At 61.5% G+C, this 21,230-nt stretch carries 16 protein-coding genes and 1 pseudogene; 11 read left to right on the plus strand and 6 right to left on the minus strand.

The features are described from left to right. Window positions 1-31 precede the first annotated feature (31 nt). A complete protein-coding gene (locus GA0071312_RS03765) occupies window positions 32-724 on the minus strand; it encodes a zinc metallopeptidase (protein WP_074443663.1) in 693 nt (230 codons plus the stop codon). A gap of 217 nt (window positions 725-941) precedes the next feature. On the opposite strand from GA0071312_RS03765, the gene GA0071312_RS03770 reads away from it, so the two are divergent. Genes GA0071312_RS03770 through trpA form a run of 3 tightly spaced genes read left to right on the plus strand, consistent with a single transcriptional unit; the run spans window position 942 to window position 3,714 of the window. Further along, window positions 942-1,634: a phosphoribosylanthranilate isomerase gene (locus GA0071312_RS03770; RefSeq protein ID WP_074443664.1), complete on the plus strand. Its 693-nt coding sequence runs from the start codon at window positions 942-944 to the stop codon at window positions 1,632-1,634. Continuing rightward, a complete protein-coding gene (gene trpB / locus GA0071312_RS03775; RefSeq protein ID WP_074443665.1) occupies window positions 1,631-2,881 on the plus strand; it encodes a tryptophan synthase subunit beta in 1,251 nt (416 codons plus the stop codon). The genes GA0071312_RS03770 and trpB overlap by 4 nt, the downstream gene beginning before the upstream one ends. Further along, complete coding sequence (trpA, locus tag GA0071312_RS03780) at window positions 2,878-3,714, plus strand: tryptophan synthase subunit alpha (protein WP_074443666.1); 837 nt, start codon at window positions 2,878-2,880, stop codon at window positions 3,712-3,714. Before trpB ends, trpA begins: the two co-directional genes overlap by 4 nt. Window positions 3,715-3,726: 12 nt before the next feature. Here the strand turns inward: trpA and GA0071312_RS03785 are convergent, their stop codons facing one another. Continuing rightward, entirely contained in the window at window positions 3,727-4,557 is an 831-nt protein-coding gene (locus GA0071312_RS03785; protein ID WP_074443667.1) for a pyruvate, water dikinase regulatory protein, read from the minus strand. Window positions 4,558-5,090: 533 nt separating this feature from the next. On the opposite strand from GA0071312_RS03785, the gene hemE reads away from it, so the two are divergent. The 4 genes from hemE to mnmE all read left to right on the plus strand — a co-directional run bounded on the left by hemE (window position 5,091) and on the right by mnmE (window position 9,442). Continuing rightward, the gene (hemE, locus tag GA0071312_RS03790; RefSeq protein ID WP_074443668.1) at window positions 5,091-6,143 is read left to right on the plus strand and encodes a uroporphyrinogen decarboxylase; all 1,053 of its coding nucleotides are present in this window, start codon (window positions 5,091-5,093) and stop codon (window positions 6,141-6,143) included. A 16-nt stretch (window positions 6,144-6,159) separates the two neighbouring features. Beyond that, window positions 6,160-6,594, plus strand: coding sequence for a protoporphyrinogen oxidase HemJ (hemJ, locus tag GA0071312_RS03795; RefSeq protein ID WP_074443669.1), 435 nt, complete (start codon window positions 6,160-6,162; stop codon window positions 6,592-6,594). A gap of 219 nt (window positions 6,595-6,813) precedes the next feature. Then, the gene (rho, locus tag GA0071312_RS03800) at window positions 6,814-8,079 is read left to right on the plus strand and encodes a transcription termination factor Rho (protein ID WP_074443670.1); all 1,266 of its coding nucleotides are present in this window, start codon (window positions 6,814-6,816) and stop codon (window positions 8,077-8,079) included. Window positions 8,080-8,125: 46 nt separating this feature from the next. After that, window positions 8,126-9,442, plus strand: a complete 1,317-nt coding sequence (gene mnmE / locus GA0071312_RS03805) for a tRNA uridine-5-carboxymethylaminomethyl(34) synthesis GTPase MnmE (protein WP_074443671.1) — start codon at window positions 8,126-8,128, stop codon at window positions 9,440-9,442. Between the two features lie 46 nt (window positions 9,443-9,488). Here the strand turns inward: mnmE and GA0071312_RS03810 are convergent, their stop codons facing one another. After that, window positions 9,489-13,058, minus strand: a complete 3,570-nt coding sequence (locus tag GA0071312_RS03810) for an error-prone DNA polymerase (RefSeq protein WP_074443672.1) — start codon at window positions 13,056-13,058, stop codon at window positions 9,489-9,491. Window positions 13,059-13,173: 115 nt separating this feature from the next. After that, window positions 13,174-14,067 carry a TIGR01459 family HAD-type hydrolase gene (locus GA0071312_RS03815; RefSeq protein ID WP_074444195.1) on the minus strand — a complete coding sequence of 298 codons (894 nt, stop codon included), beginning with the start codon at window positions 14,065-14,067 and terminating at the stop codon, window positions 13,174-13,176. Between the two features lie 472 nt (window positions 14,068-14,539). On the opposite strand from GA0071312_RS03815, the pseudogene GA0071312_RS03820 reads away from it, so the two are divergent. Beyond that, a pseudogene (locus GA0071312_RS03820) lies at window positions 14,540-15,771 on the plus strand (IS481 family transposase). Between the two features lie 637 nt (window positions 15,772-16,408). After that, window positions 16,409-17,350: an IS110 family RNA-guided transposase gene (locus tag GA0071312_RS03825; RefSeq protein ID WP_074443674.1), complete on the plus strand. Its 942-nt coding sequence runs from the start codon at window positions 16,409-16,411 to the stop codon at window positions 17,348-17,350. 75 nt (window positions 17,351-17,425) lie between these two features. Here the strand turns inward: GA0071312_RS03825 and GA0071312_RS03830 are convergent, their stop codons facing one another. Continuing rightward, a complete protein-coding gene (locus GA0071312_RS03830; protein WP_074443675.1) occupies window positions 17,426-17,833 on the minus strand; it encodes a hypothetical protein in 408 nt (135 codons plus the stop codon). Continuing rightward, a complete protein-coding gene (locus tag GA0071312_RS19545) occupies window positions 17,826-18,056 on the minus strand; it encodes a hypothetical protein (RefSeq protein ID WP_131817696.1) in 231 nt (76 codons plus the stop codon). Before GA0071312_RS19545 ends, GA0071312_RS03830 begins: the two co-directional genes overlap by 8 nt. A gap of 374 nt (window positions 18,057-18,430) precedes the next feature. Between GA0071312_RS19545 and drt3a the strand changes: the two genes are divergently transcribed. Continuing rightward, window positions 18,431-19,708: an antiviral reverse transcriptase Drt3a gene (gene drt3a, locus GA0071312_RS03835; RefSeq protein ID WP_083204281.1), complete on the plus strand. Its 1,278-nt coding sequence runs from the start codon at window positions 18,431-18,433 to the stop codon at window positions 19,706-19,708. Beyond that, window positions 19,701-21,191: an antiviral reverse transcriptase Drt3b gene (gene drt3b / locus GA0071312_RS19550; protein ID WP_131817698.1), complete on the plus strand. Its 1,491-nt coding sequence runs from the start codon at window positions 19,701-19,703 to the stop codon at window positions 21,189-21,191. The genes drt3a and drt3b overlap by 8 nt, the downstream gene beginning before the upstream one ends. Window positions 21,192-21,230: the final 39 nt, after the last annotated feature.

Below are 21,230 nucleotides of genomic sequence, written 5' to 3' on the forward strand. Positions count from 1 at the left end.
GCTTTCCGCATCGAGCGATGCAGGAATGCCCTCAGAAGCGCAGAACCCGCAACAGCCGCGCCACGTCGAGAAGCGCAACCAGGGCCGATGCGATATAGGTGTAAGCTGCAGCGCGCAAAACCGAGCGCGCTCCGGGGAGATCGCGCTGTTCGAGATAACCACCCTTTTCCAGGATGGGCAGCGCGCGGTTGAAGCTCGCATCCATCTCGACGGGAAGGGTGAGGATATGGATCAGCACTCGCGAGCCGAGCAGCGCCACCACGACACCGATCTGCAAGAGGATGAGCACTGGTGATTTCACCAGAATCGCCACGATTGGTGCGAGCGCGAGAATGATCGCGGCGGCGACCTCAATGGAGCGGACCGAACCGGCGAGCCGCACACGTGTGGCCAGGAGCGTATTGCCGTCGGCATGCTGCATCGCGTGGGAGGATTCATGCGCGGCGACGGCCACTGCAGTCACCGAACGACCATCGTAATTGTCCGGCGAGAGCCGCACCACGCGCTCGATCGGATCGTAATGATCGGCGCCCGGCTGGGCGAGTTCGACGCGCACGTCCCGCAGACCGGCCAGATCGAGCAGATGCCGGGCAAGCTCACCCCCGGTCCCGGGAAAATCCTCACGTTCGACGGCATGCTTGCGCATCGAGGCACGAACCCACCATTGCGGCAGGAAGACGAGCGCGAGAAAGATGGCGGCGATGGTGATCAGGATCAGCGGCATTATACCTTACAAATAGGTGAGGGACAGATGAAAGCGAAGGCCGTATCTGCACCGGCCATGGCGGAAAAACGCCGCAGGGACGCGCGAAGTGTCGGCTGACGACTTTCCTTCGGCCCCGGGTTTCACATATACCGGACAATGATCGCTATCGGAGGGCGCTGGACGCTATTGCTTCGGCGGCAGAAGGCGGTATCCGGGTGAGCGAGGGCAGGGTGCGATGAATAATGAGATCAAGATCTGCGGTTTGCGCGATGCGCCGGCACTCGATGCCGCGCTCGATGCCGGTGCGGATCTGGTCGGCTTCGTGCAGTTTCCCAAAAGCCCCCGCCATATCGCGCTCGACATGGCAGGGCCGCTGTCGCAACGCGCCTCCGGGAAAGCGCTGCGCGTCGCGCTTGCGGTCGATCCCGATGACGCGGCCCTGGAGAAGATCCTCGCCGCCATTGATCCCGACATCCTGCAATTGCACGGACGCGAGAGCCCGCAGCGTGTCACCGAGATCAGGCATCGTTTCGGCGTTAACGTCATGAAGGCAATCGGCATTGCCGATGCGGCTGATCTGGCGCAGATCAGCGTTTACCGCGCCTGTTGTGATCGCATCCTCGTCGATGCCAAGCCGCCGGCGATGCCGGAAGCCCTGCCTGGCGGAAACGGTCTCACCTTCGACTGGCAGCTGATCGCCGGGCTCGACGACAAGGCCGGTCTGATGTTGTCAGGCGGCCTGAATCCGGCCAATGTCGGCGACGCGATCGCCCTCACCGGGGTGGATGCGGTGGATGTCTCCTCGGGCGTGGAAAGCGCGCCCGGCGAGAAGGACCCGCAACGCATTGCACAATTCATCGAGGCCGCCCGCGCGGCCTTCCGGCAGCGCGCGGCGCCGTCGGCGAACGAGAAGGCGAAATCGGCGTGAACGCACCGCAAACCCCCAATTCCTTCCGCAACGGACCGGACGAGACCGGCCATTTCGGACGTTTCGGCGGCCGTTTCGTCGCCGAGACGTTGATGCCCAACATCCTCGAACTGCAGGAAGCCTATGAGGCCGCCAAGGTCGATCCGGCTTTCGCGCAGGAGATGGAGGGCTATCTCAAGCATTATGTCGGGCGCCCCAGCCCGCTCTACTACGCCGAGCGCTTCACCGAGTATCTGCGTGGGCAGGCGAAGGCGGCCGGCAAGAGCGGCGGCGCCAAGGTCTATCTCAAGCGCGACGAGCTCAACCATACCGGCGCGCACAAGGTCAACAACGTGCTCGGCCAGATCCTGCTGGCCATGCGCATGGGCAAGAAGCGGATCATCGCAGAGACCGGCGCCGGCCAGCATGGGGTGGCGACGGCGACGCTGTGTGCGCGGTTCGGGCTCGATTGCGTCGTCTATATGGGCGCTGTCGATGTCGAACGGCAGCGCCCCAACGTGTTTCGCATGAACATGCTCGGTGCCGAGGTCGTGCCGGTGCAATCAGGCTCGAAGACGCTCAAGGATGCGATGAACGAGGCCCTGCGCGACTGGGTCACCAATGTGGATACGACATTCTACTGCATCGGCACGGTGGCCGGCCCGCATCCCTATCCCGCCATGGTGCGCGATTTCCAGGCGGTGATCGGCACCGAGGCAAAGGCGCAGATGCTCGAAGCCGAGGGGCGCCTGCCCGATTCGCTGATCGCGGCAATCGGCGGCGGCTCCAACGCCATCGGCCTGTTCCATCCCTTCCTGGATGATGCCTCCGTCGAAATCTACGGCGTCGAGGCGGCGGGCCACGGGGTGGAGAGCGGCGAGCATGCCGCCTCCCTGTCCGGCGGCAAGCCCGGCGTGCTGCACGGCAACCGCACCTATCTCCTGATGAACGATGACGGCCAGATCACCGATGCGCATTCGATCTCGGCCGGGCTCGATTATCCCGGCATCGGCCCCGAGCATTCATGGCTTCACGAATCGGGCCGCGTCAAATATATCCATGCCACCGACAAGGAGGCGCTGGACGCCTTTCAGCTGATGTCGAAGCTGGAAGGCATCATTCCCGCCCTGGAACCCTCCCACGCCATCGCCCGGGCTGCGGATATCGCCATGGACAAGCCGCAGGACCACCTGATGATCATCAATCTGTGCGGGCGCGGCGACAAGGACATCTTTACCGTGGCCGAACATCTGGGGGAAGGGTTGTGAGCAGCCGCATCGAAAGCCGTTTCGCGCAATGCCGCGCCGAGGGGCGCGCGGCGCTCGTGACCTATGTCATGGCCGGCGATCCGGATCCCGAAACCTCGCTCGCGGTGATGCGGGCCCTGCCGAAAGCCGGGGCGGATATCGTCGAATTCGGCATGCCGTTCACCGATCCGATGGCCGATGGCCCGGCGATCCAGGCGGCGGGTTTGCGGGCGCTGAAAGCGGGGCAGGATACGGTGAAGACGCTCGATCTCGTGCGCCGCTTCCGCGAGGAGGATGCCGAAACGCCGGTCATCCTGATGGGCTATTTCAACCCGGTCGAGCAATACGGCGTCCCGCGCTTCATCGATGATGCGAAAACCGCCGGCGTCGACGGGCTGATCATCGTCGATCTGCCGCCGGAAGAAGACGACCAGCTCTGCATCCCGGCCCTCGAAGCCGGGCTCGCCTTCATCCGTCTGGCCACCCCGACCACCGACGACAAGCGCCTGCCGGCAGTGCTCAAACATACCGGCGGCTTCGTCTATTACGTCTCGATCACCGGCATTACCGGTGCCGCGACACCCGATTTCGACAAGGTTTCCGGCGCGGTCGGGCGCATCAAGCGCCATACCGATCTGCCGGTGGTGGTCGGTTTCGGCGTGAAGAACGGCGATCATGCCGAATCGATCGCGCGGGGGGCCGACGGCGTCGTGGTGGGCTCCGCCCTGATCGCGGCGCTCGAAGCCACCTATGACGCGCAGGGCCGCGCCACGGCGCAGAGCATCCCCGCCGTCGAGTCACTGGTGCGCGATCTCGCCGCCGGCGTGCGTCGCGCGGCCCGCCAGCCGGCCTAGAGGATCACGCTGTCAGGTCGCGATGAATTTCATCTTGTGGGCGCGGTAGTGATCGATGATGGCCGCTGCCGTCTCCTCGATGGAACGGCGCGTCACGTCGATCATCGGCCAGCGATTGCGCGCGAAAAGACGTTTGGAATAGGCGATCTCCTCGGCGACCGCCGCGCGATCGGTGTAATCCGTCTTCTCGGAAGCATGCAGGCTCAGGATCCGGTTCTCGCGGATCTGGACGAGGCGCTCGGGCGAGGCGATCAGCCCGATCATCAGCGGTTTCCTTGCACTTTCCACATGGGGCGGCAGGGGGATTCCCGGTACCAGCGGGATATTCGCGGTCTTGAGCCCGCGATTCGCAAGATAGATCGCAGTCGGCGTCTTCGAGGTGCGGCTGACGCCGAAGAGCAGCACATCAGCCTCTTCGATATCCGCAGGCAATTGCCCGTCATCATGCATCAGCGTGAAATTCATGGCGTCGATGCGCTTGAAATAATCCGCATTCAGCATGTGCTGGGCACCCGGACGCGCCGTTGAATCGGCGCCGAGATAGGCCTTGAACAGGCTGTGTACGGGCGAGAGCACCGCCAGGCAGGGCGAGCCCGTATCGCGGCAGGCTGCCTCGAGCCGTTCCGAGAGCTCGCTCTCGACCAGGGTATAAAGCACGATTCCCGGCGCCGCCTCGATCTCCGCGATGACACGGTCGAGCTGCTGCGGTGAGCGCACCAGCGGATAGACATGCTCGATCGCGGAAACGCCTTCATATTGCGCCGTCGCGGCACGGGCGACCGTGATCAGGGTCTCACCGGTCGAATCGGATACGAGATGAAGGTGAAAGAAGCTGCGTCCCATTTGTCGCCCCGCCATGTACCGATCCGTCGCGATCGCTGCCACAAGCCGCGAATCACCTGACCATGCATTCCACGAGCCGGGTTTTCCCGCAAGCATCACGCATCCTGTGGACGGATTCGGAGAGCAGGCGAGCTCGGACCGGCAGGCTGCGCGAGTCGGGGATGATCATCAACAATCGCGATTCCGTGGAAGCCAGAATCGACCCCGATGGGGGAATCGGGTGAATCGCGATTCGCTCCGGGCTGATACGCGCGGCGGATCGACGCGTTAATACTTTGTTAAGGAATGGTTTCGTTAATCAATCGTTAATGCTTTGGGACAGGTTCGATCCTCCACAACCCATGCCCAGCCGGTTGTGGATGAGCTGTGGATGGTTTTGTGTGGACGGAATCAGGCTGCCAAGGAAAAACCAATAAAGATTCAGGATTCTAATTTGTTTTTTTGATTCCGGATCAAGGCGTTGATCGCATCGCCTTCGGGGCTTATCGAAGGTGTATGACAGGCGTCGCTCGGCGACGCATTGCGAGGGAGTGATGCTGTTGACCGAGACGACGCAAAGCCGGGCGATCATGCGGGTTCTCGATGGCGAAGCAGTCTGGCCGCCCCCGATCTGGGTGATGCGCCAGGCCGGACGCTATCTGCCGGAATACCGCGCCAAGCGCGCGGAGGCCGGCGGCTTCCTCGACATGTGTTACAATCCCGATTTCGCCGTCGAAGTGACCCTGCAGCCAATCCGGCGGTTCGGCTTCGATGCCGCAATCATGTTTTCCGACATCCTCGTCGTGCCACATGCGCTCGGCCAGAATCTCTGGTTCGCCGAGGGTGAGGGCCCGCGTCTCGATCCGGTGACGACGCGCGCGGATCTCGCCAAGCTGCGCGAGCGTGACCCCGCAGAACATCTCGCGCCGGTCTTCGAGACGTTGCGCCGCCTGCGCCGGGAATTGCCAGCCGAGACAACGCTGCTCGGTTTCTGCGGAGCACCCTGGACCGTGGCAAGTTACATGATCGCGGGCAAGAGCACGCCGGATCAGGCGCCGGCGCGCATCGCCGCCTATCGTGATCCGGAATTCATGGCTGCGCTGATCGACATGCTGGTCGAGACCTCGATCGATTATCTGACCGCCCAGGTCGATGCCGGTGCGGATGCGATCCAGCTTTTCGAGAGTTTCGGTGCCGCGCTCTCGGCGCCGCTTCTGGAGCCGCTCTCGTTGACGCCCATGCGCCGAATTGTCGAGGGGCTGAAGGCCCGGCGTCCGCAAGCCAGGGTCATCGTCTTCCTGCGCGGGGGCGGGCCCAATCTCGCCAAACTCGTGGAAGCGGGCTTTTCCGATGCCGTCGCTCTCGACTGGTCGCTGGATCTCGCACGGGTGTTGCCGACGCTGCCGCCGACGCTTCCGACCCAGGGCAATCTCGATCCGCTGGCGCTGGTAGCCGGTGGCAAGGCCCTGGATGAGGGGGTGGATGCAGTCCTGGCCGCCGCGCGCGGGCGCCCGCATATCTTCAATCTCGGCCACGGCATCGTGCCGCAGACGCCGGTCGAGCACGTCGCGCAGATGATCGCGCGGGTGCGGGCGGCGCAGGTCTGAGGACCAGGACACGGCGATGAGCGATCCCTATCTCTGGCTGAAATTCATCCATATCCTCGCCATCATCTCCTGGATGGCGGGCCTGCTCTATCTGCCGCGGCTGTTCGTCTATCACGTCGATGCCGAGATCGGTTCGCGTCAATCCGAGACCTTCAAGGTGATGGAAAGGCGGCTGATGAAGGCGATTACCACGCCGGCCATGATCGTCAGCGTGATTACCGGTTTGTGGCTGGGCTTCATGGCTGGATGGTGGTCCTCCGGCTGGCTGCATGCCAAGACGCTGCTTGTCGTCTTTCTGCTGGCAAGCCACATCTATCTGGCGCGGGTGGTGAAAATCTTCGCGCGCGACGCCAATACCCGCCCGGGGCGCTGGTACCGCATCATCAACGAAGTGCCGACGGTGCTGATGATCGGCATCGTTTTTTTCGTGGTGATGAAGCCTTTCGGCTGAGCCATTGACGGCCGCGTGTGATTTTTTCTTGTGATCTGCGCCAAAACGGTTTAAGCGTTTCAAATCTTCCCTGATAGACAGGTTGCGTTGCATCGCCTTGATGGAACCCGCCCATAGCGGCAGGTCCTCGACCCGGCGTAAAATTCCCCCGCAAGGCAGAATGTCGGACGGTTCCCCACCGTTACTTCTTTTCCCGAAACTGATCGAGAGTGTTCCCCGATGAGGGAAATCAAACTACAGGATTTGAAGATCAAATCCGCGACCGAGCTGACATCCTTCGCCGAAGAGCTCGAAGTCGAAAATGCGAGCACGATGCGCCGCCAGGAGCTGATGTTCGCCATCCTCAAGCAACTCGCCACCCGCGACGTCGAAATCATCGGTGAGGGTGTCGTGGAAGTGCTCCAGGACGGGTTCGGCTTCCTGCGTTCCGCCGAATCGAATTACCTGCCTGGCCCCGATGACATCTACATCTCCCCCTCGCAAATCCGTCGTTTCGGCCTGCGCACGGGCGATACGGTCGAAGGGCCGATCCGGGGTCCGAAGGAGGGCGAGCGCTATTTCGCGCTGCTCAAGGTCAGTACCGTCAATTTCGAGGATCCGGACAAGGTTCGCCACAAGGTCCATTTCGACAATCTGACGCCACTCTATCCGGATGAGCGGCTCAAGCTCGAGATCGAGGACCCCACGCGCAAGGATTATTCGGCGCGCATCATTGATATCGTCTCGCCGATCGGCAAGGGTCAGCGCGGTCTGATCGTCGCGCCGCCGCGTACAGGCAAGACCGTACTCCTGCAGAATGTTGCGCAATCGATCACCAGCAATCATCCGGAATGCTATCTGATCGTGCTCCTGATCGACGAGCGCCCCGAGGAAGTCACCGATATGGAGCGCTCGGTGAAGGGCGAGGTGATTGCCTCGACCTTTGACGAGCCGGCCACGCGCCACGTTCAGGTGGCGGAGATGGTGATCGAGAAGGCCAAGCGCCTGGTCGAGCATGGCCGTGATGTGGTCATCCTGCTCGATTCGATCACGCGTCTGGGCCGTGCCTACAACACCGTGGTCCCCTCCTCCGGCAAGGTGCTGACCGGTGGTGTCGACGCCAATGCCCTGCAGCGCCCGAAGCGCTTCTTCGGTGCCGCGCGCAACATTGAGGAAGGCGGCTCGCTGACCATCATCGCCACGGCGCTGATCGATACCGGATCACGCATGGACGAGGTGATCTTCGAGGAGTTCAAGGGCACCGGCAACAGCGAGATCATTCTCGACCGCAAGGTTTCCGACAAGCGCGTCTTCCCGGCTCTGGACATTACCCGCTCCGGCACCCGCAAGGAAGAACTGCTGGTCGATCCGCAGGTGCTCAAGAAGATGTATGTGCTGCGGCGTATCCTTAATCCGATGGGCACGGTCGATGCGGCGGAATTCCTCCTGGACAAGTTGCGCGCGACCAAGTCCAACGCGGATTTCTTCGATTCAATGAACACCTGACGGGCCGCAGCCGCGGTCCGTTGGAGAACGCTCCCAGATCAGGCGCATGGCCGAACGCGTATCAGGCGACGACACCATTTTCGCTCCCGCCTCCGGTTTCGGGCGGGCCGGTATCTGCGTGATCCGGATTTCCGGATCTCAGACACGGGCCGCACTTGAAGCGATCGCGGGAGAGGTTCCGGCAGCGCGGGTCATGCGGCTGCGCGTGTTGCGTGATCCCCTTGACGACGCGGCGCTCGACCAGGCGCTGGTCGTCTTCTTCCCTGGCCCGGCGTCGTTTACGGGTGAGGATGTCGCGGAATTCCATATTCACGGCGGTCTCGCCGTGCGTCAGGCCGTGCTCGCCGCACTTTCGCAGATCACCGGGTGCCGGCCCGCAGAGGCCGGCGAGTTCACCCGCCGCGCCTTTCTGAACGGGCGCATGGATCTTTCCGAAGTCGAGGGCCTGGCCGATCTGATCGATGCCGAGACCGAGTTCCAGCGCCGTCAGGCCTTGCGGCAGCTCGAAGGCGGGCTCGGCGACGAGGCGGAACGCTGGCGCGAGGAAGCAATCGCATGCCAGGCCTTGCTCGAAGCCGCTCTCGATTTCGCTGATGAAGGTGATATCGCGGAGAATATCGAGAGCGAAGCCTTCGGCGTTGCGCTCGTGCTGCGTAATCAGATCGAAGCACAGCTACGCAATGCCCGGCGCGGTGAGCGCCTGCGCGAAGGGTTCCACGTGGTCCTCGCCGGCCCGCCCAATGCAGGCAAGTCGACACTCCTGAACGCGCTCGCGCGCCGTGACGTCGCCATCGTCTCCCCGATTGCCGGCACCACGCGCGACGTGATCGAAGTGCGCTGCGATCTGGACGGCCTGCCGGTGACCATCGTTGATACGGCGGGCCTGCGCGAAGCCGGGGACCTGATCGAGGAAGAAGGCATGGCGCGTGCCCGCGGGCAGATGGCGCAGGCCGATCTCGTGCTCTGGCTCGACCCGGCCGATGACCCCGCGCCGCTGCCGGACGATCTCGGGCCGCATCTGCATGTCGTGACCAAGGTCGACCGGGTCGTTGCGCCGGTCGAGCGCGGGGATATCGCCATCGCGGCCCCGTCGGGGGAGGGCATGGATGCGCTGCTCGCGCGCCTGCGCGAGGCGGCGGAATCGCTCTTCGGTGAAGGCGATGCGCTGATCACCCGCGAGCGCCACCGCATCGCGCTGATCGAGGCCTGCGAAGCGTTGCGGCGCGGTTGCGAGCAGAGGGAAACGGAGCTCTTCGCCGAGGATATGCGGCTCGCAGCGCGGGCGATCGGGCGGATCAGCGGGCGCGTCGATGTCGAAGACGTGCTCGACCACTTGTTTTCGAGCTTCTGTATCGGCAAGTGAACGGAAGCGCTCCGCCGCTGTTTCACGTGAAACACAGGCGGGCGGATCAGTGGAAATTGCGCCCCCGTGGCATGGAGGCGACGACGGCCTGTTTCGACGGAATTTCCCTCTCTTCCCCTGGACTGACATCCTGTGCCAGGCCCGGTTCCTCGCGTATCAGGGCCGCAATCTTCACAGCCCTGGCCGGACGTCGCGGTGGCGCGCCACGCTGGTCGATCCCGGGGTATTTGACCTCGTCACCGCGCGCCAGGGCTTCCGGTGCAGGCAGGCGGGCAACTTTCTGCATCAGCCCGGTGAGATCAATCAACTCCTCCACCGCGAGATGGGTGACGCCATTGGCCCGTTGCAGCCGCCCGCGCGCCCCCACGAGCCGGGCGCCGAGCACGACCGGGCGGAACCGTTCGAAGACCTTTGGCCAGACGATCAGATTGGCGATGCCGCTTTCATCCTCCACCGTCATGAAGACAACCCCCTTGGCCGAGCCGGGCCGCTGGCGGATCAGCACCAGACCGGCACAGCCGATCCGGGCGCCGTGGCGTCCACGGTCGAGATCCGCGCAGCTTTTGAAGCGATCGCCAGTCAGATCGCGGCGCAGGAAAGACATCGGATGCGCCTTCAGTGAGAGGGTCAGCGCGCGATAATCCGCCACCACCTTCTCGCCGGGCGGCATGGCGGGCAGATCGGCATCGGGCTCGCGCTCCGCCATGCGGGCAGCGGCAAAGAGCGGTAGATCATCCTTGTCACCGGTACGCCGCAAGGCCTTCACCGCCCAGAGCGCATCGCGCCGCTCCAGCCCCAGTGACTGGAACGTATCCGCCTCCGCCAGGCGCTCCAGCACAGCGGGAGAGAGCCCGGTGCGCAGCCACAGATCGCGCACCGAATCGTAACCACCCCCGCGCCGTTCCACGATCATGCGCATATCCGCCTCGCGCAGGCCCTTGATCATGCGAAAACCGAGCCGGATGGCGTGATCGCTCAGGATATCTTCGCGCATGGCGGCATGCCGGCGATGCAGTCGCGGATGGGCGGGTTCATCCGCTTCCAGCGTGCAATCCCAATCCGAGGCATTGATATCGGGATGCGCCACCCGCACCCCGTGCTCGCGGGCATCACGCACGATCTGGGCGGGGGCATAGAACCCCATCGGCTGGGCGTTGAGCAGGGCGCAGGCAAAGACATCCGGGTAGCGCGCCTTGAACCAGCAGGAGGCATAGACCAGCAGTGCGAAACTCGCCGCATGGCTTTCGGGAAAGCCGTATTCGCCGAAACCCTCGATCTGCTTGAAACAACGCTCCGCAAAGGCGCGGTCATAGCCGCGCGCTTCCATGCCGTCGACCATCTTGCGGGCGAAGGTGGAGATCGTGCCCACACGCCTGAACGTGGCCATGGCCCGGCGCAGCCGGTCCGCCTCGCCGGGGCTGAACCCGGCTGCGACGATGGCGATGCGCATGGCCTGTTCCTGGAAGAGCGGCACGCCGAGGGTCTTGCCGAGAACCCGTTCGAGTTCGTCCGGGGGGCCGTGTTCCGGAGCCGGGGCGGGATAGGCCACAGGCTCGCGACCCTCGCGCCGGCGCAGATAAGGATGCACCATGTCGCCCTGGATCGGTCCGGGCCGCACGATTGCCACCTCGATCACGAGATCGTAGAAGCAGGCCGGCTTCAGCCGCGGCAGCATCGACATCTGCGCCCGGCTCTCGATCTGGAAGACCCCGAGCGTGTCGGCGCGCGCGATCATGGCATAGACGCGCGGATCTTCAGCCGGGATGGTCGAGAGCTGCAGCCGCTTGCCGTAATGCGTCTCCAGCAGATCGAAGGCGCGGCGCAGGCAGGACAGCATGCCGAGTGCGAGCAGGTCGATCTTGAGAATGCCCAGCGCATCGAGATCGTCCTTGTCCCATTCCACCGTGGTGCGCCCCTCCATCGCGGCATTGGCCACGGGGGTGACCTCGTCGAGGCGGGTGCGGGTGATGACGAAACCGCCGGTATGCTGGGAGAGATGGCGGGGAAAGCCGGTCAGTTCGTCGGCGAGCCGCAGGGCCATGGCGAGGCGCTCCTCCTGCGGATCGAGACCGAGCCGGGTCACCTCCTTTTCCTCCACCCTGCCCGAAGACCAGCCCCAGATCGAGCCCGACAGGGCGTCGAGCGTATCCTGCGACAGGCCGAATACCTTGCCGACCTCGCGGATGGCCGAGCGGGCGCGATAGGTGATCAGGCTGGCAGCCAGCCCGGCCCGCTCGCGGCCATAGCGCGCATAGACGTATTGCATCACCTCCTCGCGCCGCTCATGCTCGAAATCGATGTCGATATCCGGCGGCTCCTTGCGCTCCGCCGAGACGAAGCGCTCGAAGAGCAGGTCGTGTTTTGTCGGATCGACCTCGGTGACGCCGAGGCAGAAACACACGCTCGAATTCGCCGCCGAGCCGCGCCCCTGGGCGAGGATTCCCCTGGAGCGGGCAAAGCGCACGATATCGTGCACGGTGAGAAAGTACGGCGCATAGCCGAGCTGCCCGATCAGGGCGAGCTCGTGCCGCAGCGCGGTGTCCACCTTGTCGGGAACGGTTTCGCCGAAGCGCTCCCGCGCGCCCTGGCGGGTAAAATGTTCGAGCGCTTCCTGCGCCGTATCGAATCCGGCGCGGGCTTCCTCCGGATATTCGTAGCGCAGATCATCGAGGGAGAAGTCGAGCCCGTCCATGAAGCGGCCCGTCTCGTCAATCGCTTCCGGCATGGTATGAAACAGCCGGGCCATCTCCGCCGATGGCTTGAGATGGCGCTCCGCATTGGCCTCGAGCCGCTGCCCCGCAGCATCGAGGGTGATGCCGAGCTGGATACAGCTGACCACATCCTGCAACGCACGCCGTTCCGGCTCATGATAGAGCACATCCCCCACGGCGATCAGTGGCAGCCCGTGCGCCTGCGCCAGCGCCTGCCGCGCCGCCATGCTATGACGTGGCGCGCGCCCGTAGCCTGCACTGACCCCGATCCACAGTCGGCCGGGTGCGATGGCTTTCAGTGCGGCGATGGCGGCGCTTTCTCCCCTCTCCCGCCGTGGAGAGGGGTCGGGGGTGAGGGGCGTGGATGACGAATCTCCGCCAGCGATGGCGTCTGCGCCCGTCATGGCGGTCGGGTCTGGCTCTGAATCCCCCTCACCCCCATCCCCTCTCCACCAGGGAGAGGGGCGTTCCGGCGCGCCTTTCATGGAGGCGTCCCCATCCATCACGATGAACTGCACATCCTGCGCATAAGCGGCGAGGTCGGCGCGGGTGATGTGGCAGGCGCCCTTGGGGGCGCGGCGCTTGCCGAGCGTCAGGAGCCGGCACAGGCGGCCATAGGCGGCGCGGTCGCGGGGATAAGCCAGCAGATCCGGCGTGTCGTCGGCGAAGACGAGGCGCACGCCGATGGCGAGTTGCAGATCGGCGAAACCGTCGCGGCTCTGATCGGCGCGCCATTCCCGCAGGGCGACATGGGCGCGCACCACGCCGGCGAAGGAATTATGGTCGGCGATGCCGATCCCCGACAGGCCGAGCGCGGCTGCCTGCGCGACGATCTCCTCGGGATGCGAGGCGCCGCGCAGGAAGGAGAAATTCGTCGTGACGGCGAGTTCGGCATAGGCGCGCATGACACCGGATCCGCTGCAAAACAGGGAAGCGGTTCTAGCAAATGTTCGCGAAAAGTTCCATCTGATTCAGCTTCGATGCTGGCACCCGCGACGACCCGTCGCGACCCGCGCGTCCTTACCAGACCAGCTTGTCGAGAATGGCTTCCGGCTGATGCGTCTGCGCCGCGATCCATTCCCCGGCGCTTTCGGAGGAGAGCGCGATGCGGTCGAGGCCGAGCTCGTGGGTGTGGATGCCGCGGGCGATCAGCAGCGCATCGGCGCCATAAGCCTGCGCGCCGGCGATATCGGTGCGGATCGCATCGCCGATGGCGAGGATGCGCGCGGCCGGGGCGTCAGTGGGCAGGCCGCGCTTTACCAGCTTTTCCCGGGCAGCCTCATAGACCGGGCGATGCGGCTTGCCGTTATAGACCACGTCACCGCCGATCGCCTCATAGGCCTGGGCGATGGCGCCGGCGCAGGGGATCAGCTCGTCACCGCGCTCCACCACGATATCCGGATTGGCGCAGACCATGAGCAGGCCGCGCGCGCGCATGGCCTCGAGCAGGGGCGCGTAATCGGCGACCTTGTCGGCATCATCGTCATAAAGCCCTGAACAGACGACGTAATCGGCATCGTTCACCGCGCCGGCGAAAACCGCCGGCAGCCCCTCGAAGATCGGCTTGTCACGTTCCGGGCCGAGGTGGAAAACCCGCTCGCCGGCACGCTCCTGAACGATGGCGCGGGTGAGATCCCCGGAGGTGAGGATGTCGTCATAGGCGCTGCGCGGCACGCCGAGCCGGTCGAGCTGGGCGATGACGGAATGGCCGGGGCGCGGCGCGTTCGAGATCAGGATCACCGGCTTGTCGGCGGCGCGAAACAGCGTCAGCGCCTGCGCGGCGGCGGGATGGGCGCGCATGCCGTTATGCAGCACGCCCCAGACATCGCAGAAGATCGCGTCATAGGAATCCGCGATCTCCCCCAGCCCGGTGATGAAGCGGGTAACCCCGGTGCGCGCAGCCGCATTCGCCATGACATCCTCGCCAGTCATTTGCCGATCAGGCGCGGGTAGGCGCTTGCGTGGGCGAAGTCAACTGCGCGCCGGCTACAGATGATGCCATGCCGCCTTGCCTGCATGTGGGCAGGCATGCAACGAGGCTTTGCGCCAGTGCGATTCCCCTTCATGACGGGCGCGCCCCGGCTCCCCTCTCCCCGGAGGAGAGGGGCTGGGGGTGAGGGGGTATCAGGATAGAGCACGCGCCTGATGAAGCGCGCAGCTGTCATCGACGTTGAAGACTAATCATCACCGCCCCTCACCCCCGACCCCTCTCCGCGAGGGAGAGGGGAGATTCGCCTGCATGAAGGCCGCACCCGGGCTCCCCTCTCCCCGGAGGAGAGGGGCTGGGGGTGAGGGGGTATCAGGGGTACAAACCGGCAAGATGGGTGACGGACTGGACCGGCAACATGGGTAACAGGTCAAACTGGCTGGCGAGGGGGACTTGCCGATGCCTTGGAGAGAGACCTGCACCATGGATGCACGCCTTGGATTTGTTGCGGATTGTCTGGAGGGTGGCTTGCCGATGGCGGCTTTGTGCGCGGTTTACGGGATCAGCCGGAAGACGGGCTACAAGTGGCTTTCGCGGTATCGCGCGCAAGGTCCGGCGGGCCTTCTGGACCGATCGCGGGCACCGCTCTGCCCGGCACAGGGGCTTGATCCGGCTGTCGAGGCGGCGATCGTGGAGCTGCGCGGGCGCTATCCGTTCTGGGGTCCGCGCAAGCTGAAGGCGCATCTGGAGCGTGAGCGGGGTGATGTGGACTGGCCTGCGGCGAGCAGCATCGGGGACCTGCTCGCGCGCCGCGGGCTGGTGCGTGAGCAGCGTCGCCGCCGACGGGGCCGGCCCGTGTTGCAGCCCTTTACGGAGGCGCGCGGTCCCAACGACGTGTGGTGCGCGGATTTCAAGGGCTGGTTCCGTACGCGCAACGGGGCACGCTGCGATCCGCTGACGATCAGCGACGCGCATAGCCGTTTTCTGATGTGTTGCGACATCGTTGCGCCGACCGGTCGGGGTGTCGCGCCGGTCTTCGAGCGGGTCTTCCGGGAATACGGCCTGCCGCTGGCGCTGCGCACGGATAACGGGTCGCCCTTCGCCTCGCAGGGGGCTGCGGGCCTGACCCGTCTGGCGGTGAGCTTCGTGAAGCTCGGCATCCGGCTGGAGCGGATCGACCCCGGCAAGCCACAGCAGAACGGGCGTCACGAGCGCATGCACCGCACGCTCAAGCAGGAGACCTCGGCTCCCGCTGCTGCGACGCCGCGTGCGCAGCAGGCGCGGTTCGACCGCTTCCGCGAGGCCTACAACACGGTGCGTCCGCACGAGGCGCTGGGCCAGGAGCCTCCGGCTGCGCATTATGCGCCGTCGCCGCGTCCCTATCCCGATCACATTCCCGAGCCTTGGTACGATGCCGACCACGCCGTGCGCCGGGTGCGCCCGAAAGGCGAGATCAAGTGGCGCGGCGGGTTGGTCTTCGTCAGCGAGTCAGCGAGGCCGTCGTGGGAGAGCCCGTCGGCATCGCCGAAACCGAAACCGGCGACTGGATCGTCCGCTTCTGCGACATCGATCTCGGCATCATCAGCCGCAAGACCGGACGGCTCCACCGCTTTGCCGCACCCCGGCCGGGGTGCGGCAAAGCGAAACCGGAACAAACAGAGGAAACTGTCACCCATGTTGCCGGTCCATAATGTTACCCATGTTCCCGGTTGCACACAGGATAGAGCACGCGCCTGATGAAGCGCGCAGCCGCCATCGACGTTGAAGAATAATCATCACCGCCCCTCACCCCCGACCCCTCTCCGCGAGGGAGAGGGGAGATTCGCCTGCATGAAGGCCGCACCCGGACTCCCCTCTCCCCGGAGGAGAGGGGCTGGGGGTGAGGGGGTGTCAGAATGGAGCCCGGGCGTGATGAAGCGCGCAGCCGCCATCGACGTTGAAGAATAATCATCACCGCCCCTCACCCCCGACCCCTCTCCGCGAGGGAGAGGGGAGATTCGCTTTCATGAAGGCCGCACCCGGGCTCCCCTCTCCCCGGAGGAGAGGGGCTGGGGGTGAGGGGGTATCAGGATAGAGCACGGGCCTGATGAAGCGTGCAGCTGTCATCGGCGGCGGAGATTGCCCCGGCGCCGCCCCTCACCCCCGACCCCTTGTAACTTGAATCGCGCCGTTTCTGGTACAGTGCCGGAGGCGGTGGCGAGTGTGAGACCGATGCCCCTCAGGGATACCGAGCCCGTTGGAGAGCCTGGGTCCGCGCTCGCCGTTCCATTGAACCCGAACAGTCGCTTGGGCCGCCATATGAGCCCGTTTGTGCAAGGATGGGGAACAATGGAAGCCACTGCCCTCTTCGTCGGTATCGACGTCTCGAAAGATCGTCTCGATGTGCATGTGCATGGGCGTGACGAATGGTTCGACGTGCCGCGCGATACCGAAGGCATCGCCGCGCTGGTCGAACGGCTGCGTGCCCTGACGCCGCAGATCATCGGGATCGAAGCCACCGGTGGCTTCGAGAATGTCGTCGTGGCCAGCCTGGCCGTGGCCGGATTGCCCGTCGTCGTGGTCAATCCGGCGCAGGTGCGCGCCTTTGCCAATGCGCTCGGCAAACGCGCCAAGACCGATGCCATCGATGCCGCCGTGATCGCACGTTTCGTCGCGGCGACACAGCCGGAGATCCGGCCTGTCAAGGACGAAGAGACCCGCCTGCTGGCAGATCTCGTCGCCCGCAGGCGCCAGATCCTCGCCATGATCAAGGCAGAGAACCAGCGGCGCGCAAACGCGCCGCCACGCATGCAAAAGAGCATCGACCGCCTGCTGAAGGCGCTCGGCCGCGAGATCGACAGCGTCAATGGCGACATCGATACCGGCATACGCAACTCTGCGCTCTGGCGCGAGAAGGAGAACCTGCTGCGCTCCGTGCCCGGCGTCGGCCCCACCATCGCGCGGACCCTCATCGCCGAACTGCCCGAACTGGGGACCCTCGACCGCCGCGCCGTCGCTTCCCTGGTCGGCCTCGCCCCATGGACCCGGCAATCCGGACGCTGGCGCGGCAAGAGCTTCATCGGAGGCGGGCGCGCGAACGTGCGAAGCGCCCTGTTCATGGGAGCCCTCGTCGCCGCACGCCACAATCCCGTGCTCCGGGAATTCCGAAACAGGCTCGTCGCACAAGGCAAACCAAAGATCGTCGCCATCGTCGCCACAGCCCGAAAGCTCCTCACAATGCTCAACGCCATCATCCGGGACAAAACGCCATGGCAAAAACAAAACGCTTGACCCGAAAGACAGTCGCTCTCCACGGCGGGAGAGGGGAGAGCGCGCTGCATCACCGCTTACAACACCAGCGGGTGATCAGGCGTGGGCGGGCTCCGGTGCTGGTGCTGGGGGGTGGTTTGGCGGGGCTTGGTGGAGTTGGTCCAGGGTTTCGCGGATGGTGTGGAGGCGGGTGACGATGATGTTGGTGGCGGTGCGCAGGGCGTCGCGATCGTCGCCGTCCTCGAGGTCGGCGAAGGCCATGTCGAGGGCGAGGAGGAGGGCGCGCAGTTCGCCCAGATCATCGGTGATGCCGAGCAGCGTGAGCTCGGCGCTGGCGGGCAATCCCCCGTCTGCAGGGGATGCCGCTGGCTTTTCACCGGGCGCGGCACCGAGCGGCGCGCAATGCGCCTCCAGCAGGGATTTGAGCCGCGCGACCTCCTGCGGCGCGCGGCCGGCGAAGAGGCGGCGCAGCCAGGCGATGTCATCAGGAGACAGATCAGCCATGACGCCCCCCTTCCTGCGCAACAATGCGCATGGCGTCGCCGGCATCGGCGCAAGCGCGGGAAACGGGGGAGATGGAGGAAAAGCGCGCGGATGCGGCGCCGTCTGCCGGAGCCGTGACCGGGTCATCCGGGCGCATGCACAGACAGCCCCCGCAAAAACCCCCCGGCCCCATAAAGGCCCCTTCCGCCGCGAAGGCGGTTTTGGTATCGCTGATTGTAGCCATTGGAAAAGTCTCCGTTTTCTGATGGTCAGAGCCGGGCAGGAGGCTGCCACTTCCTGTTCGGCTCGCAATCTTTTATAGGGGTTTTGGGGTGGGGGTGCAACGGGGGTTGTGGGGTGGGATCTCGGGGACGTGAACAGCCGCCACTTGCCCACTCGGTAGCGATGACGTGCAAAACCGTCGCTGCGTGTCAACGAATGGCAGTGCACGCACGCTTGACGACATTGATGGTTACCGTTTAGAAAGATGATATCAGCGGCGAGGACCTTAACGAAATACCGAAAAGGACTTCTTGTAAATTGCGCTGCATCTTTCCAAAGAAACAACGCATACGTTTCTACTCACATCATTCCTCCTGTTTCTGTTAGAAACCCAACATGCTTCGATCTCCATACGCAGAGAAAGCCCTAGAGCAAAACTTCCGTGTCGGCGATTCCGGTAGATGGAAAGTCGATCTTGGGAAAGATAAGAATTCTATCGCAACATCGGCTGCTGAACGGGCAGCATCAGATCCGCCACAAATATTTATAGATTCAAAGCGCGATAAGTCAGGAAAGGTAATTTACTTTGCTGGTGATATCGAAACAGATTTAATCCTACGTGCGACCTACCGACGTCTCTTAAAGCAGTACCGTGTTCATCTCCCCAACCGAGAGGACATCGTAAACGGAATTATCGAAGCCACAAGCGAAGCGTGTCCCTATCGTGTAACGAAATGTGACGTGAAGTCGTTTTATGAAAGCTTGGATGCGGAACCAATCGTTCGAAAATTTTTAGAGGACACCCGGACTGACCCTAACCTTAAGGCAGTTTTAAGGCAAACCTACATCGCGGCATCGATTGCCAGATCCGTAGTTCCGCGAGGGTTAGCGATTAGTACCGTTATCGCAGAAATAGCTTTACGGGACTTCGACCGGGTTATTCGAAAAACTCATGGGATTCATAGATATTTTCGATATGCGGATGATATAATTATTTTTTCCTTACCTGATGTGGAAATACTTTCTATTGTTGAAAAAGAACTTAATGCCATTGGACTGCAACTTAACGAAAAAACTGAAACCAGTGTCGTTCGGTCAATTGCAAAATGGAAGGAGCCTAAACTTCCTCCCGTGGCTAAATATTCATATCTCGGATACGATTTTGTTGCTGATGAAAAAGTATCAAGCGACAGTTCGCGGGAATTTAATATTTCAATTTCTGCGACAAAGTTACTAAAAAGAAAAACTAGGATTTTTTTATCTTTACACGCGTTTTTAAAAGATGGAGACGCAAGGCTATTGATTGATCGGCTAAATTATATTAGCACGAATCAATCTGTTTACAAAACCCGTCACAGTCATGGAGCAAGAAAACAGAAAATTAGAACAGGCATTCACTACAACTACGCGCGTTGTGGTCATTACCCGGCGTCAAAGAACGGGCGCATTCGATCCAAACACAACGCGCATGAGTTAATTGCGATCGATGTTGTTTTGCGAAATATTCTTTGGGGCTCACAAAGTGAGTTTGCAAAAGCTATCTCGTCACTTCCATCGCATATTCAGGATGATCTTAGGCGTATATCTTTCGCTCAGGGGTTCAAAAAAAGATTGATGAAGCGTTTCACAAGGCAACGCATGGCGGAAATATGTAAGGTATGGGGACATGAGTGAAATAGATAGCCGCATGCGTGAAATCCGCGCGATCCTCACCGAAACGTTGCCGTACGAACTCCCTTTTGGTTTCACAAACGACAATCTTTTTCTGTCAGAGTTAAAAATTGATGCTCTAGATCCAGAACAGAGAAAAGTTGTAAATCGACTCCGACATGACCATTCTGATTTTACAAAGCCCTTTCTTTATAAAATAAACCGGTCACATCGCTCGCGGAACACATTGGCAATTATCCACCCGGCGCACCAATTAAAAATTGCCAAATTCTTAGCAGAATTTGAGAATACAATTCTACAATCCTGCTCAAGAAGCACCTTCTCTCTGCGTCATCCAGCTGGAACGCTACGCATCTATCGGAAGGATAGTACCGCCGATGTTCGAAAACGTTGGTCCCTGGGGTTGCCCAATCAACAATTCGGCAAAGTCATTAAGACACCTTACTCACCGTCTTTTTTTGCTTACCAGAAATATCTTCTTCTAAATCTCTTTTTTTCTTCGAATGAGTTAGTTCGGCTTGAGAGTCGATTCAGCCATTTAAGAACTCTCGACGTTTCGAGATGTTTTTTCAATATTTATACTCATTCAATTACGTGGGCACAAAAAGACAAAGATTTTTCGAAGAAAAATTCGAGGAATTATTCTTTTGAACAACGATTTGATTTGGTTATGCAAAAAGCAAACTACAATGAGACTGCTGGCATCGTGGTTGGACCCGAAGTGTCCCGCATTTTTGCTGAGATAATATTTCAGCGTATCGATCTTGATTTGGAGCGACATGCCGCTGAAAGGGGGCTTATATCAGAAAAGGACTACGCTGTTCGCCGTTATATCGATGATTTTCATCTCTTTGGTAAGAATTTGGACACATTAAACATTCTAGAGGATCTTCTAGCTGATGCGTTGGAGGAATATAAATTATTTCTAAATATCGATAAGCGCGAAGATCTTCAAAGACCATTTGTTACGAAAATTTCTCGCGTCAAGCACGAAGTTGGACAAGTATGTGAAAGCCTTGAAAGTGCCCTTACACAGGCAATTGCAGTTGATCCAGGTAAGCTCGTGGTTCGTTCAGATGCACAAATATTTGGCCGAAAAGCCCTTGATGCGCTTCGCTTTTTAGGTGGTTCTGAAAGAAATGCTTTCGTTAACTCCTTTGCGGATGTATTTGGCACAATTGGTCGAATTATTGACGCATTTGAGAAAATTAAATATGATCGCGATCACGAAGACGATGCTATTTTAGAGATAATCGGTCGTCTGAAATTAGTTATCAGAATTCTCTTTTATCTTCTTTCCGTTGATTTTAGAGTTCCACCTTTAATTCGAGCAGCGTTTATTATTAAAAAAATTGTAAATCTTTTAAATCGTTTTTCACCTTCAGACAAGAATATTATAAAGGCTCATATCGCTTATGAACTCAGTCAACTTCTGGAGAGTAACTATTCTGAAAAGACGGGACCACTGCCGCTTGACCCAACTTAAACACCTGATTTCCGATAATTATGGATTTTCAATGGGATA

The sequence above is a fragment of the Saliniramus fredricksonii genome (assembly GCF_900094735.1).
Classification (GTDB): Bacteria; Pseudomonadota; Alphaproteobacteria; order Rhizobiales; family Beijerinckiaceae; genus Saliniramus; species Saliniramus fredricksonii.